Origin of the sequence: Bradyrhizobium lablabi (genome assembly GCF_018129385.1) — a bacterium.
Classification (GTDB): domain Bacteria; phylum Pseudomonadota; class Alphaproteobacteria; order Rhizobiales; family Xanthobacteraceae; genus Bradyrhizobium; species Bradyrhizobium lablabi_C.
This window is the reverse complement of sequence record NZ_JAFCLN010000013.1, coordinates 64,650-78,262: the sequence shown is the minus strand read 5'-3', so window position 1 is coordinate 78,262 and position 13,613 is coordinate 64,650. Positions and strand designations below refer to the sequence as shown.

Here is a 13,613-nt window from a genome sequence, read left to right as displayed (position 1 = left end):
CGTCAAGCATCCAGTTCCTTGTAGCAGCGGAAGATGCCCTGCTCGTTGAAGGGAATGCGGCGCTCGCTCGCCAGATACGCCTTGATGTTCGGCCGCTCGGCGACGCGGTCGCGCAATTCGACCAGGCGGGGTATGTCCTCCTCGAACGCCGCCATCCGCTTCGGGAAGGCGTAACGCAAGCCTTCGACGATCTGGAACAGGGAGAGATCGACATACGTCACGCGGCGTCCGGTGACGTAAGCGCCGCCATTGCCCTTCACGAGATCCTCGAAATAGCCGAGATATTTCGGCACGCGCTCCTTCCAGAATTCCTCCGTGCGCTTCTTGGCGGGTGGGCGCTGGTCCTCGTAATAGAGCGACACGCCGATCGGGTGATGGGTGTCGTGGACCTCGACCACGAAATCGGCGATGGTGAGCTGCAATCCGTGCACCGATAGCCGTCCGGGCTCGGCCTTCGGCGCGAGCCCGTGGCGCGAGCCGAGATAGAGCAGAATGTTGGCGGTCTGGCCGATCACCAGCTTGCCGGCTTTCAGGAACGGCGGGGCGAAGGGCGGCGTGCCCTTGCCCGCGTCCATCATCCGCGTCATGTCAGACATGCCGTTGCCTTGGCGCGCGACGTCGTCATAGCCTGCGCCGGCATCCTCCAGCGCGAGACGGACATATTCGCCGCGGCCCTGGATCATCGGCCAGTAATAGAGCTGATAGCGCATTGGCGTTCCCTTTACAGGCAGAGGATGCAGCCTGCCTCGAAGCTACATCCCCTCCCGTCAATGCGCCAACACGCCGTCAGTTCGAGGCGCCTTCAGTTGGCTGCGAAGCAGTAGAACAGCCCATCGCCGCCGGTGCTCTTGAGGTCCGCCTGCGAGCAGCCGCCATCGGGGCCGCGCGAGGGATGCGAGGTGTTCCAGGATTTCGAGGCGTCGTCGTCGCGCAGGCCGATGCGGTCGGAATGGCCGACCATGGCGGCGCCTTGCGTGCTGCTCGTCCAGTTCTTGCAGGTGCGGTCCTCGCTGCCTGCGAACGCGGTGCCGTCGGCCTGCGATCCCGTCAGCACGTCGTGGCGGTTCGGCGTATCGCCGCGGCCGTTGATGACCTCGCCCTTTTCGCTGAGCGCGGTCTGCTTGGTGAGGTTGTTGCCTGCGCTATGGAGGTCGGCGACGTCCTTGGCGACGACGACGCCCTTGGCGTTCTGCCACGGGCCCCTGCCGATGCGGTCCTTGGCGTTGACGGCGGGCGCCCCACCGTCGACGGCCTGGGTCGAGAGATAAGCGCGCCAGGTTTTTGGCGCGCCGAAGCCGGCGGCCTGCGCCAGCGTCTGGCAGTGATTGTCGGCGCCAGCAAGGCCGCCGAGATTGCCGCCATTGCCGACGCCGTTGCTGGTCAGGAAGAACGTGGTGCCCGCGGTTTGCGCCGTTGCAGGCACGGCCGACATCGCTGCGATGAGGAAGCAGAACGGCGAGACGAGTTTGACGAGCGCACGCATGACGAAGCCTCCCGATTGTTCTTGTTGCGACGTGGTATCAACCCGCTGCGAGGGCCGATATTCCGGCTTCGCGACCGCGAAAATGACGGCAAAGAAAAGGCGCCGCGGAGCTGACCGCGGCGCCTGTTTTGTTCTCGCGTTTCTTGTCTCTCGCGTTCCGATCAGCTGGTCTGCTGGATCGCCGAGAGTTCCCAATCCGTGCCGCGGCGGCGCGCGAAGGTCCACACTTCGGTGGCTTCGATCGGCTGCTCGCTGCCGGCAACCAGCCGGCCGGTGGTGCGCTCCAGCGTCTTGTCGACCAGCGAGAAGCGCATCGCCACGCTCGCATAGTCGGTCTCGCCCTCGCGCCAGGCTTCGGCGAGATCGCCCTGTAGCAGCTTGACGCCCGAGATCTTGTTGACGTCGTTGCGGGCCTTGTTCTCCGCCAGATCCTTGGCGAAGTACGAAGCCATTTCCGGCGTGGCGAGGCGTTCCAGCGTGGCCACGTCCTCGTTCGACCACGCGGTCTGGATTTCGCCGAGCAGGCGCTCGAAGGCTTCATAGTCCGCCGGGACGATCTCCAGCGGGGCGCTGCTCGAGCCGAAGCCAAAGCCGCCCATTCCGCTGCGCATGTTCGCCTGGGGCTGCGGTTCCGGGCCCGCGGCCGGACCCGACGCGTAGGCGGTGGCCGGCGTGTGGCGGCGCTGCCACCACAACATCGCCAGCCGCACGACCAGGATGATCAGGCCGATCTGCAGGATGAGGCCGATGATCGAGGCAATGCCGCCGAGGCCCGAGAACAGGCCGCCGCCGAACAGCATGCCGAGCAGGCCTGCGCCGAGGAAGCCGGCGGCGAGGCCGCCGAGCATTCCCATGCCCGGCCGGTTGAAGAAGCCGCCCTTGTTGGCCGCGGCAGCCGGCGCGCCCATTCCGGGGGTCTGCTGGGTCATGGTGCGGTTCATCGGCTGCGCGGTGCCGGGCGCCGTTGTCGTGGACGGGGGCGCCGAGAAGGTGCGCGAGCCGCGGGAACCCATGCTGCCGCCGCCGCCCGGACGGGCGTCCGCCGAAGCGATGGCGATCACAAGGGGCACTGCCAACGAAAGAACAACGGCGATCGCCTTGACGAAGCCGCGTGTGCGCTGGGTGAATCTCATGGTTGTTTCCTCAATCCCCGGCATGGGGAAAGCGCACTTAAGATGGGCAGTGTTGCCTAAAAGTGAAGCCATTAAAGGGGATTGGCGCTGCGGCCCTCAGTCGCGGGGATGTGACAATCCGGCAAGTTGCGGCCACAAAACGTTAACTTTGGGTGATGGGTTGCGTTGCGGAATCGAATGCGGCCCAGTGAGCACATCCCTCTCCTCCCGTCGCCCCTGCGAAAGCAGGGGCCCATAACCACAGGGCGGAGGTGTTGAAACAAAGCCTTCGACCAGCGTGCCAAAACCATATCCGCCGCGGTGTATGGGTCCCTGCTTTCGCAGGGACGACGAAGATCGTTCTCGCGACATCATCTGCCCGAGCTTTTCAAAATTCATCGCGCCTCTAAGGGTAGAGGGCGCAGGGAATGCCGGGTGCGCGCTGCACCCGAGGTCTCGTGTGCGCTGCTTGCGCATCAAAAAACTGCACACGAGCATACAGGTGAGCGGAGAACACTCCGACATCCCCTGCGCAATGGTTTTACGGCTTATATCGCGCTCTCCCTGGTGAGCGGGCTTGTTGTCACCATCGCCGGCAGCAGATGCCACCGACTTGACGCCAGCGTCGCGGCGCCAGGACCACACGACTTCGCCGTACGCCCTTGCTCGATCGTCAGCCGAACAAACGCGTCCACCGCATCCCATCCCAACGTTTGGTGGCGATGGCCAACGCCCCTCCTCGGGAATGAGGTGGCTCTGTTATAATTCTGATTTGCCGAAATTGACAAGAGGAATATTTTTATTTCGGGGCTTGACATCGATTCTGAAAATCGGAAGTCGATTTGCCCGTTGGCCAGGTCGCGGCCGCCAACCGCGGCAGGCCATTCCTTTCGGAATGACCGACGATAGCTGATTGCGCTATTGCAAGGGCGGATTAGCGTTAGGGTAATCCGCCACTATGTATCGACCAGCGGAACAAAAGGCGGTTTATCTTCGCATCAACTACCTTTCGCGTGGCGGCAGCCAGACCACCTCGGCGAGCGGTTCTCAATCGTAGAAGAACCAGGCCCGCCGCAGGATCGCGGACGGGGTGCGACGGCACCGCGGTTCGTCTGTCAGCCCCCGGGGCTGTCCTTCATGATGTAGCCCATCAGGTCGTCCACGTTGTGCTCCAAATCCCGGATGATCTCCTTGACGACGTCTCCGATCGAGATCACGCCCACGACCTTGCCCGCGTCCAGCACTGGCAGATGGCGAAAACTGCGCTTAGCCATCATTGCCATGCAGCCGTCCAGCCGATCGTCCGGCTTGACCGTCACCGGGTTGCCCGTCATCACTTGGCCCACCGGCGTCTGCTTCGCATCGAGCCCAGGCAGTAGCACTTTGATAGCGCAGTCACCCTGGGTCACGATACCGACCAGCACGTCGTCGTCGATGACCAGCACCGAGCGGACCCGGTTGTCGCGCATCTGGTGCAAGGCTTCGACGACCATGTCGCCGGAACGAACATGGATCAGGGCGCCACTCTTCTGGGCCAGAGCGCTTTTGACTGTGCTCATCGATCTCTTCTCGTCAGCCCTGTCCTGCCCCGCCTTGATCGTCCGCATTGAAGGTTAGTCAAAATATCTTGCCTTGTCAGCACCGCGCCGACGTCGCCGGCGAAGCCTGCCACCGATCCCGACAGCGGGGATCTTCACCGCCTCGATGGCGTAGCCCTGCGCAGCAACTTCACCACTTCCGGCTCGAAGCCGCGGCCCTTCCGTTTCGATGGATGTGGCCCGTCTGTCGGCTTTGGGTCATAAGCGAAAGTCTCGCCGCTCAAACGGCACGTCCGCTTTAGCCCGCAAGAGCGGACATCGTCTGGACTCTCCGGCATGTCCGGTAGGGGCCGCTTTCTGCCATGAGCAGGTACAGCAAGGAGAAAGGCTACTCAATCAACTCGTCAGCGCTGGCAAGCGCCCTGGCGGTCTTGAGGTTGATCACCAGCTCGTACCTGGTCGGTGCCTGTACGGGCAGGTCGGCTGGCTTCTCGCCCTTGTGCTCCCGCCATCGCTGGCCAAGCCACCGCGCCGCCGAACAACGTAAAAAAATCGCGGCGCCTCAATGTGTCCACCCGCGAGCCTCAGGGAGACGCTTTGGCTCCAACTCAGGTTAACACGCTTTGAGAGGCTGATGGTGACCTCATACAGCTCGTTTCTGACGGTGGCCGATATCGGCTTGGGTCATTAGGCGACGTCGCGGCATCCCAACCCTATGTCCGTCTTGCCCCCGATAGCGGACATGCAACGCCCTAGCGCGGCCACTGGTGCGATGAAATTGGCGGGCGGCATCGGATAGTCCGGCGGCGACCCGGCCCGCGCGGCGGCGGGGCTTGGCCTGCTAACGCCCGCTGTTGCCGAACAATGCAGAGCTGAGGTCTCAAAGCTCCTAGGTTCAAACACAAAAATTGTCGGACCGTTCGAAATGTCGACCTATGCAGCAATCAGGCATGCTGACTACAAGCCCTTCACAATGCTCCCTGACCACTCTGCAGATAACACTGTTGCCATCATGGCGCCCGTCGACACTACTGGCGGCGGATTTCTCGGTGCCACGCTCAGGCAAATGTACGGGTGTACATACCGTCTTCAGGAAGATCGCCTGGTGTTCGAAAAAGCAAAAATGATGGGCGGGCGCATTGACGTTACGGTGCGTAAACCCGACGAACAAGAAAAGACGCGGCTCCCGGAGGCACGATGAAGGGCAACGATTTGCGCCAGGGGCTTTGCTCTTCCGGCTCGGGTGGCCAATCGATTTTGTTGCCCATGAAGCCATGCTCGAGACAGGCGCGCGGCGCAGCTCAAGCGAACTTGCGCAAATCCCGCTCGTTCGTTCGAATCTTTGGCTAAGAGGATGGTCGGGTGCAGCCAGGTCCATGGGGCCCCCAGTCTGGCCGGGGCCAGGTCACAGACTGGGGGTCGTCCCCGGCGCGCGGTCTTGAGCCACACTGCGCTTGAGCGAACGGGGCTCGCCAGTCCGCTGAATGGCTAAACGTGTACATCGGCGCCAAGTTCCACTACGGAACACAGTAGTTCTACGGAGTGTTCTGTCAGCGGAACACCGTGTTCTTTTCGAGCGGTAAGCTGTAGGCTCCCCAGGCCGGGGCCGTATTTCATTCCGAATTTGCCGGCGGGGCCGCAGCAATGCGGCCCTTTTTCATGGTTCGCCAGCCTATCTTCCTACCATGTTACGTAAACATTTCGAATTGCCGCCCGAGTTGGCCCAAGCCTTCCTCCGCGACATGCGGGCATTCTTCAAAGCAAAAGACTAGCTCGCGGGGGACGAGATCGCCGCGGGAACGAGAAGCTTCGCCTGACCGACGTAAAGGAGATGTTTCACGCCATGAAGGATCAGCTCTGATGGATGCGTCGGGTCGCTGGGGCTGGGGCGCGCAAGCCGGTAACAAGCCACGAGACGATCCCGGCTGAAATCCACATGCGGTGATAACCCTGCCCGACGTGGAGCGGCATGATCGAGAGCGAGTGAACGAGGCCGTGCGTCGCTATGATGGTTCTTTTCAAAAAGTAATCGCCGTCCACTCATCTCGCTCGGGCCACCGCCAGCGGGCGAAACTCCGCACCGGCCCCGTCCATTTCGTCGAACCGCTCGTCGAGCAACACGGACGAACCGCGCGGGCCGGTAGGCTGTTCGCGTTCGCGCCTTCCCGAAAGCGCAGCGGCCAATGGAGTCCTTTTTTGTGAGAACAGCGTAAGCCCCGCGTCACGCAGTGGTCACGTGCGGTACCGAAACGCCACACGCGCCTGCAATTCAACTGCCCACCAAAGTTGTAATAGAGGAATCCTCACCGACTCTGCTAGATTCCAAGTAGTTGGAACTTGCGGGGAACTCAGGTGCCATACTTCAATTTTGATCTCGTCGTTGGCGCGCAGTTCAAAAGCCAGGGCGGCATGATCCTAGAAAACACAGATAGCGCTATCGACAAAGCTGACAGCCTCGCGAGCGAGCTTCGTATCGTTCGTCCAGAATTGTGCTCCAAAGGATGTGCTGTGCGCGTTACCGATGGTGACAGCAACGAACTCTACCGAACTCCCGTCCTGCTTGTAGGCCGCGGGTGAACCTCCGTCGTTCACTCCGAGCGCACGACGCTCAATTGCTCTGATATGCGGCGACCGCGTTTCCTCGGGAAGCGGACACCTGTGAACGCGACACCGTGCCTTCAGTCGGGCAATATCACCAAGCACCAGGCGCCGTAGCCTGGCTTCATCGATGTGTTCGAGGCGCGTCTTGCAGCGGCTGATATCTTCTCGGTTTGTTCGATGAAGGTCAGATGGTCAGCCAGCTCTGCCAGCCGCGGATCAGGCGCGATCCTGTCGGGATCGAGTGCTGCGGTGCAGGCTGCGATCAACACTGCATAAGGTGCCCGCTCATCAGGTTCCCCGGTCTTTCATGCCAAGCTCTGCCCTGACCATGTCGAGCATGCGTCGAAGCAAATCAGTAATTTCATGCGTTTTGCGCTCCGGAAACAACGAGAAAGCCGTTCGGAGTATCGTGCTGAAGGGTTCATCTTCGATAATTCCTTCCTCTTCGACCGTCTTTCGATAACGCTGCCAAATCTCTGGAGATCGACGTTTCAACACGTCCATTAGCTTGCTAGCGTCTGCGGTAAGCGTAAGACGATAAGCTTTCCTCTCGGCGAGACGCCGTTGCTTGATTTCCTTTTCATCTGTCATTTGAGCGGACCAATCTGCCCCCGCATCTCCGCGTCGCCCCTAAAAGGCGCGACAATTCGCATATTCGTCCCGCTCTTCCATTCCACCGCCGTCAGTCTGACGTCACCCGCATCGATGCGCTTGGCCACGATCTCATCCACCAACCCGTAGGGCGGGTTAGCGAAGCGTAACCCGCCGAACCGTCGAAACAAAGATGGCGGATTACGCCTTCGGCTAATCCGCGCGCTACGGGCTATCGGTTAATGAGTTTGCCGGTTATCGTATACGTGACATGAATGTTACGGATGTCGTTGCCGCGTCGAACATATGAGATCGATACGATCCAGTCCGCTCTTTCGTAGCGCGCTCCGATCAGGTCTGCGCTACGCAACACTCGATAGCGTGCGATCTCGCAGTGGCGAGTTTCACTGGTTGAAGCGCGGCAAGAGGCGCCCGCTTCCAACAAGGCCGCTTCAACGGCAGCAGCACCTCCCTGCCTTGTACGCTCAACCAAGTGAGCACGTATCCCAACGGATAGGGGTGAAGATTCGCCGGGAGGGAGAGTTTTTGGATTGTATCCCTCCCTCAGAATGACGTCGTCGATTACAGTTGAACCAATGTTTGATTCGACTTCGATCATGCCCATGGCCAGCGAAGCGCTCACGGTTGCGACGCTTAGAATCGCGCTGACCCATAACGCCTTGCCAATAGTGGTTCTCACCGAAGAGGCAAAACGAGCAAGGATTGCGGTAGAAGTCAAAAAATTTCGCAACGCTGGCTTGGTGATCCGATCTTCGGCGCGACTGAGATGCGGCCGACTATTACAGTTCAACGATCTGCCCCCGCATCTCCGCCTCGCCGCCAAACGGTGCCACCACATCCACGATTCGCATATTCGCCCCGCTCTTCCATTCCACCGCGGTCAGCCTGATATCGCCCGCATCGATGCGCTTCGCCACGATGTCATCCACCAGCACGATTGTAGGGCGGGTTAGGCGAAGCCGTAACCCGCCGAATGCTCGGGCGAGCAAAGGTGGCGGATTACGCCTTCGGCTAATCCGCCCTACAGGCCTGAATGCCATTCATGTCGGGCTGAATTTGCGGCACCGGCGAAAATTCCGCCGTGATGCTGCGCCGCCTGCAATCGCCCCTTGTGGAGGCGAGCCTAGACAAACGCGTGATGGCCGCGCAAGTGAAAAGTTGATGACGTGGGCAATAGCATCTCTAGGGTGAGCAGCTTCGGTCGCTCGTTAGAGCGGCCTGTCCCCGCCGGGGAGAGGTGATTTCCCGATGCCGCTCCAGTGTGGTCCCGCCTGCCGCTACGGCTCCAGAATGCTCAGCGCGATCTCGCCGGCGGATGGATGATCCGGGCGGCTGGCCTGTAGCAGCACGCGCTCCAGCGTGTGAGCGCTCAGCTCGCACATCACCTGGGTGGCGACGTCGCCGCGGCGGAGGCTTTCCCTGGCGAGATATTCGAACTGGGCGCGGGCGTGGCGCAGCGTGGCGGTCGGCACGACGGCGCTGTCCTCATCCGGCACGGGATGACCGGCGGCGATGGAATGCGATGGCGCGGCGCGATCGGGGGCGGCTGCCGACGTTTGCAGATCGCCGAGGCGATCGAGTGCGGAGCGAAGCTCGACCCTTTGGGCTTCCAGCGTGGCAATCCTCGCCTTCATCCATTCGCTGTCGCGCTCGGCATCGCTGCGCAGGACCGAGATCAGGGCTTCGCCTGAAGCGATGCGCGACTGCAATTCCTCACGCTCGCTTTCGAAGGCGAGCCGAAGCTCGGCCAGCTCCACCTCGCGCGCCTGCAATTGTTGCTCCGATTGCTCGCGTTCGGTTTGCGACGCCTCGTGGAGCCGGCCGAACTCTTCGTCGCGCACGGCCATGACAGCCTTGAGCGCGGCGCGTTCGTCCTCGAAGGCGCTGCGAACCTCGGCGACCGACTGTTCATGCGCCTGCGAGGCGGCGGCAAGCTGCTCGCGCTCGCTGGCAAGCGCTTCGTTGAGCTCGGCCAGTTCGGCCTCGCGCGCCTGCACCGCCGTCGAGAGAGTCTCGCGCTCCTCGAGCAGCGTCCGCGCAAGCTCGAGATGGCCGTCGATATCGCCCTGGAGCGCATCGCACTCGGCCTCCAGCCGGTCGTTGTCGCGGGCGAGGTTTTCGCATTTCTGGCGCCAGAGCTGCTCCTCGCCGTTTGAGGCCGAGATGCGGCCCGACAGGGTTTCGAGCATGGCGGCGGCATTGAGCAGCCAGGCCGAGTTCTGGCCGTTCGACATCAGGTCGGCGAAGCGGCGCAGGAAACGCACCGTATCCGTCACGTTCGGCGTCTCGGGGGCCATGGCAGGGTCTGTCATGCAGCTTGCTTTCGGGATACCGGCGGGCAGACCTAGCACCGCCCCATTCCATGGCAAGCTACAATTCGCCGGCGCGGCGAATTTATGGTCGTAATCTCGTTTGTCCGGTGACAGTTCGTAGGGTGGGTTAGGCGAAGCCGTAACCCACCGACTTGTCGTGCGGCAAAGATGGCGGATTACGCTTCGCTAATCCGCCCTACGTCGCCGTCATCGTTTCCTTCACCTTCGCGACCAGCGCGGCAAGGGCAAAAGGTTTTGGCAGGAAGGCAAATTGCTGGTTTTCCGGCAGACTCTTCTCGAAGGCGTCCTCCGCATAGCCGGAGACGAAGATGATCTTGAGGTTCGGATTGCGGCCGCGCATTTCCTTCAGCATGGTCGGGCCGTCCATCTCCGGCATCACGACGTCGGAGACGACGAGATCGACCGCGCCGTTCTTCTCTTCCATTACCTCCAGCGCCTCCATGCCGTTCGCGGCCTCGATCACGCTGTAGCCGCGTGAACGCAAGCCGCGCGCGTTCAGCGAACGCAGACCGTCCTCGTCCTCGACCAGCAGGATGGTACCCTGCCCGGTCAGGTCGGCCTGCGGCTTTGCCTCGACGGCCGTGTCCTTTGCCGCCGTGCCATTGGTCGCCTGTGGCTCCGGCTGCGCCTCCAGCTCGGGGCGATGGCGCGGCAGGAAGATGCGGAAGGTCGTGCCCTTGCCAGGCTCGGAGTCCACATAGACGAAGCCGCCGGTCTGCTTGACGATGCCGTAGACCGTGGACAGGCCGAGGCCGGTGCCCTTGCCGACTTCCTTGGTCGAGAAGAACGGCTCAAAGATCTTGTCGACGATCTCGGCGGGAATGCCGGTACCGGTGTCGGCGACATCGATGCGAACGTAATCGGCGGCCGGCAGACCCTTGTAGGATGCGAGTGCCGCCTCGTCCGCGGTCACGTTCGCAGTCTTCACCGCCAGCGTGCCGCCGTCCGGCATCGCATCGCGCGCGTTGACGGCGAGGTTGACGATCACCTGCTCGAATTGCGAGACGTCGACCTTGACCGGCCAGAGGTCGCGGCCGTGCACGAGGTCGAGCTTCACCTTCTCGCCGATCAGCCGGCGCAGCAGCATGGTGAGGTCGCTTAGCGCATCGCCGAGGTCGAGCACCTGCGGCCGCAGCGTCTGGCGGCGCGAGAAGGCGAGCAGTTGCCGCACCAGCGTGGCGGCGCGCGTGGCGTTCTGCTTGATCTGCATGATGTCCTGGAACGACGGGTCGGTCGGCTTGTGCGCGTTCAGCAGGAAGTCATTGGCCATCATGATGGCCGAGAGCACGTTGTTGAAGTCGTGGGCGATGCCGCCGGCGAGCTGGCCGACCATGTCCATCTTCTGCGACTGGTTGATCTGGTTCTCCAGCGCCCGCCGCTCGGTGGTCTCCAGCGTGTAGACGATGGCAGCTTCGGTATCGCGCTCGCCCTCCTCCACCGCGGTGACGAAGAATTGCCCCCAGCGTTCCCGCGGCGCATCCAGCATCGCCTCGACCGGCGGGATGTCGCCCTGCCCTTCGGCGGCCTGGTTGATCGCCGAGATCAACAGGCCCCGGTCGCGCGCGTTGACGGCGCGGAAGATCGATTTGGCGGCGCCGCCGTCGCCGCCGAGGCCCTGCGCCAGTTTGGCAAAGCGCGCATTTGATCGCACCACCGTGCCGCCGCGGTCGACGGTGGCGATCGCCATCGGCGTATGGTCGAAGAAGCGCATGAAGCGCACCTCGGCGGCGCGCTGCGGATCGGAATGCTCGTCGCGGGCGCGGCTGATCACGAGGGTGCGCGAGGCGCCGGGCGCACCGTCGGCGCCGAAGGCCAGCTTGTGATAGAGCCGCACCGGCATGGTCTTGCCGCTGCGCATGCGCAGGTCAATGTCGAAAACCTCGGTCTTGACCTCGCCGGGCACCGCCACGATCGAGGTGAGCCGCGCGGCGCCGTCGCCGGAGACGATGTCGGTCAGCTTCAGGCCGCCGGAGCCGATCTCGGCCAGATCATGGTCGAGCCAGTTGGCGAGCGTCGCGTTGACGTAGACGACATCGCCGGAAGGACTGACCGAGAAGAAGCCGCAGGGCGCATGGTCGAGATATTCGATGGCGTGCTGCAGCTCCTGGAACACGTCCTCCTGACGCTCGCGGTCGCGCGTGATGTCGGCGATCGACCACACCGCGTAGCGGGAGCGTTTTCCGGTGCCGAGCGGCCGCACCCGCATGCGCAGCCAGCGGCCCTGCGCGCCGTCAACGCCAGCGATCCGCACCTCTTCCTGCTGGCGTTTTCCCTCACGCGCGGCTTTGAGCAGGCGGAACACCGCCTCCGAAACATCGGGATTGCCGATGAAGACACGCTCGACGGGACGCACGTCCTGCGGCGTGGCCGCGCCGGTCAGCGTCAGGTAAGCGGCGTTGGAATAAACCACATGCCCGCGCGGGTCGGTGACAGCAAGGCCATCATAGGAATGGTCGGCGATCCGGCCGATGACAGGATCATCGGCGGTGCGGTCCGCAAAACGGATGATGCCGGCGGCAAAGGCGAACAGGCAGAACAGCCCGACCATCGCGAGCACAGCCAGCACGCCGAGGATATAGGGCTGCGCATGGTTCCGGCCGAGCGTCATCAGGGCGACGGCGACCGCGACGAGGCCGGCCGCCACCAGCAGCACCAGGATGATGCTGCCGCTTCGCCGCGCCGGCTCGTGGACGACGACCGGGTCGGGTAACGGATCGTGCTCGGTCTCGGCGGTCATATAAAGAGACATGGCCTGTCGGCGTGAAGACGCCCCCTGAGTGCCTGAATCGGACCGGCAAGCGCAAGTCCGCCAAGCGGTTATTTGCCCAATTCCGGGAATTTCCCGGGTGGTTTTCAAGAAGTTAAGCCGTATGCATTCCCCGCTTGAGACCCATCACGTAGCCGATGATCTCGGCGACCGCGTGGTAGTGCTCGACGGGTATCTCGTCGTCGATGTCGACGGTGGCATAGAGCGAGCGCGCCAGCGGCACGTTCTCGACGATCGGGATGTCGTGCTCCTTGGCGATCTCCCGGATCTTGAGCGCGACGAGGTCGACGCCCTTGGCGACGCAGACCGGCGCCGACATGCCGCGCTCATAGGACAGCGCCACCGAATAGTGGGTCGGGTTGGTGATGATGACGGACGCCTTTGGAACCGACGCCATCATGCGCTTCTTGGCCCGCTCCATCCGGATCTGGCGGATGCGGCCCTTGATGTGCGGGTCGCCTTCCGACTGCTTGAACTCTTCCTTCATCTCCTGGAGCGACATCTTTTGCCGCTCGAACCAGGTCCGGTACTGGAAGAAGTAGTCGCCGATCGCCACCGCAGCCAGCATGGCGACCACCGCGCCCATCAGGTGGATGGTGAGCGACGTGGTGGCGGTCATGATCGCGGCAGGGTCGAAATGCACGAAAGCTTCCAGCCGCTGCCGTTCCGGCCACAGCACGACCATCATGACGGCGCCGAGCGCGGCCAGCTTGAACAGGCCCTTGAAGAAATTCGCGATCGCCTGCTTGCCGAAAATGCGTTTGAAACCAGCGCCCGGCGATATCTTGTTGAGGGTGGGCTTTAACGATTCCGTCGACCAGACGAGGCGGTGCTGGATCATGTTGCCGGCGATCGCCGCCAGCATCAGCATCAACAGCGGCACGCCGATCGCGGCCAGCACGGCATATTCGAGGCTTTGCGCGAGGGCCAACAGGCCGGGGCCGTCGGTGCGGATCATCCAGGAATTGGCGATCAGGTTGCGCAAGGGCATCGTGATCCCGTTTCCGACCGAGCCGGAAAAGGTCGACAGCAGCAAGGTGCCGCCGGCGATCACGAACCAGGTGTTGACCTCCTGGCTCTTGGCGACGTCACCCTTCTCCAGCGCATCGTCGAGACGTTTTTGCGTCGGGTCTTCTGTCTTCTCATTCTCGCTGTCGTCGGCCACAG

13 protein-coding genes and 1 pseudogene are annotated in these 13,613 nt (G+C 62.6%); 1 reads left to right on the top strand and 13 read right to left on the bottom strand.

The window, feature by feature from the left end; translation table 11 throughout:
• Positions 1-2: 2 nt before the first annotated feature.
• From JQ628_RS22695 to JQ628_RS34975, 5 genes and pseudogenes are all read right to left on the bottom strand, one after another.
• Positions 3-710 carry a glutathione S-transferase gene (locus tag JQ628_RS22695; RefSeq protein ID WP_212225483.1) on the bottom strand — a complete coding sequence of 236 codons (708 nt, stop codon included), beginning with the start codon at positions 708-710 and terminating at the stop codon, positions 3-5.
• A 92-nt stretch (positions 711-802) separates the two neighbouring features.
• A complete protein-coding gene (locus JQ628_RS22690; RefSeq protein ID WP_249128276.1) occupies positions 803-1,432 on the bottom strand; it encodes a lectin in 630 nt (209 codons plus the stop codon).
• Between the two features lie 212 nt (positions 1,433-1,644).
• The gene (locus JQ628_RS22685; protein WP_212225479.1) at positions 1,645-2,640 is read right to left on the bottom strand and encodes a Tim44 domain-containing protein; all 996 of its coding nucleotides are present in this window, start codon (positions 2,638-2,640) and stop codon (positions 1,645-1,647) included.
• 1,070 nt (positions 2,641-3,710) lie between these two features.
• The gene (locus tag JQ628_RS22680; protein ID WP_212225477.1) at positions 3,711-4,154 is read right to left on the bottom strand and encodes a CBS domain-containing protein; all 444 of its coding nucleotides are present in this window, start codon (positions 4,152-4,154) and stop codon (positions 3,711-3,713) included.
• A 367-nt stretch (positions 4,155-4,521) separates the two neighbouring features.
• Positions 4,522-4,632 (bottom strand): annotated as a pseudogene (locus JQ628_RS34975) (ABC transporter substrate-binding protein); the annotation flags it as partial.
• Between the two features lie 426 nt (positions 4,633-5,058).
• Between JQ628_RS34975 and JQ628_RS22675 the strand changes: the two are divergent.
• Positions 5,059-5,334: a hypothetical protein gene (locus JQ628_RS22675; RefSeq protein ID WP_212225475.1), complete on the top strand. Its 276-nt coding sequence runs from the start codon at positions 5,059-5,061 to the stop codon at positions 5,332-5,334.
• 1,477 nt (positions 5,335-6,811) lie between these two features.
• On the opposite strand, the gene JQ628_RS22670 is transcribed toward JQ628_RS22675, so the two are convergent.
• From JQ628_RS22670 to flhB, 8 genes are all read right to left on the bottom strand, one after another.
• Positions 6,812-7,003 carry a hypothetical protein gene (locus JQ628_RS22670; RefSeq protein WP_249128256.1) on the bottom strand — a complete coding sequence of 64 codons (192 nt, stop codon included), beginning with the start codon at positions 7,001-7,003 and terminating at the stop codon, positions 6,812-6,814.
• Between the two features lie 19 nt (positions 7,004-7,022).
• A complete protein-coding gene (locus tag JQ628_RS22665; protein WP_212225473.1) occupies positions 7,023-7,325 on the bottom strand; it encodes a hypothetical protein in 303 nt (100 codons plus the stop codon).
• Positions 7,322-7,453: a hypothetical protein gene (locus JQ628_RS34745; protein ID WP_283815820.1), complete on the bottom strand. Its 132-nt coding sequence runs from the start codon at positions 7,451-7,453 to the stop codon at positions 7,322-7,324. Before JQ628_RS34745 ends, JQ628_RS22665 begins: the two co-directional genes overlap by 4 nt.
• 104 nt (positions 7,454-7,557) lie before the next feature.
• On the bottom strand, positions 7,558-8,064 hold the full coding sequence (locus tag JQ628_RS22660; RefSeq protein WP_212225472.1) for a hypothetical protein: 507 nt from the start codon (positions 8,062-8,064) through the stop codon (positions 7,558-7,560).
• Positions 8,065-8,125: 61 nt separating this feature from the next.
• Entirely contained in the window at positions 8,126-8,386 is a 261-nt protein-coding gene (locus JQ628_RS34550; protein WP_249128254.1) for a toxin-activating lysine-acyltransferase, read from the bottom strand.
• Positions 8,387-8,623: 237 nt separating this feature from the next.
• The gene (locus JQ628_RS22650; protein WP_212225470.1) at positions 8,624-9,658 is read right to left on the bottom strand and encodes a hypothetical protein; all 1,035 of its coding nucleotides are present in this window, start codon (positions 9,656-9,658) and stop codon (positions 8,624-8,626) included.
• A 196-nt stretch (positions 9,659-9,854) separates the two neighbouring features.
• Entirely contained in the window at positions 9,855-12,416 is a 2,562-nt protein-coding gene (gene cckA / locus JQ628_RS22645; RefSeq protein ID WP_212225651.1) for a cell cycle histidine kinase CckA, read from the bottom strand.
• Between the two features lie 124 nt (positions 12,417-12,540).
• The gene (flhB, locus tag JQ628_RS22640) at positions 12,541-13,611 is read right to left on the bottom strand and encodes a flagellar biosynthesis protein FlhB (RefSeq protein ID WP_212225469.1); all 1,071 of its coding nucleotides are present in this window, start codon (positions 13,609-13,611) and stop codon (positions 12,541-12,543) included.
• Positions 13,612-13,613 lie beyond the last annotated feature (2 nt).

Excerpts from the sequence above, each read along its gene's own strand:
- JQ628_RS22680 (WP_212225477.1), bottom strand. The coding sequence starts at position 4,154 with ATGAGCACAGTCAAAAGCGCTCTGGCCCAGAAGAGTGGCGCCCTGATC.
- JQ628_RS22685 (WP_212225479.1), bottom strand. The coding sequence starts at position 2,640 with ATGCCGGGGATTGAGGAAACAACCATGAGATTCACCCAGCGCACACGC.
- JQ628_RS22650 (WP_212225470.1), bottom strand. The coding sequence starts at position 9,658 with ATGACAGACCCTGCCATGGCCCCCGAGACGCCGAACGTGACGGATACG.
- JQ628_RS22675 (WP_212225475.1), top strand. The coding sequence starts at position 5,059 with ATGTCGACCTATGCAGCAATCAGGCATGCTGACTACAAGCCCTTCACA.
- cckA (WP_212225651.1), bottom strand. The coding sequence starts at position 12,416 with ATGACCGCCGAGACCGAGCACGATCCGTTACCCGACCCGGTCGTCGTC.
- JQ628_RS34550 (WP_249128254.1), bottom strand. The coding sequence starts at position 8,386 with ATGGCATTCAGGCCTGTAGGGCGGATTAGCCGAAGGCGTAATCCGCCA.
- JQ628_RS22690 (WP_249128276.1), bottom strand. The coding sequence starts at position 1,432 with ATGTCGGCCGTGCCTGCAACGGCGCAAACCGCGGGCACCACGTTCTTC.
- JQ628_RS22695 (WP_212225483.1), bottom strand. The coding sequence starts at position 710 with ATGCGCTATCAGCTCTATTACTGGCCGATGATCCAGGGCCGCGGCGAA.
- JQ628_RS22665 (WP_212225473.1), bottom strand. The coding sequence starts at position 7,325 with ATGACAGATGAAAAGGAAATCAAGCAACGGCGTCTCGCCGAGAGGAAA.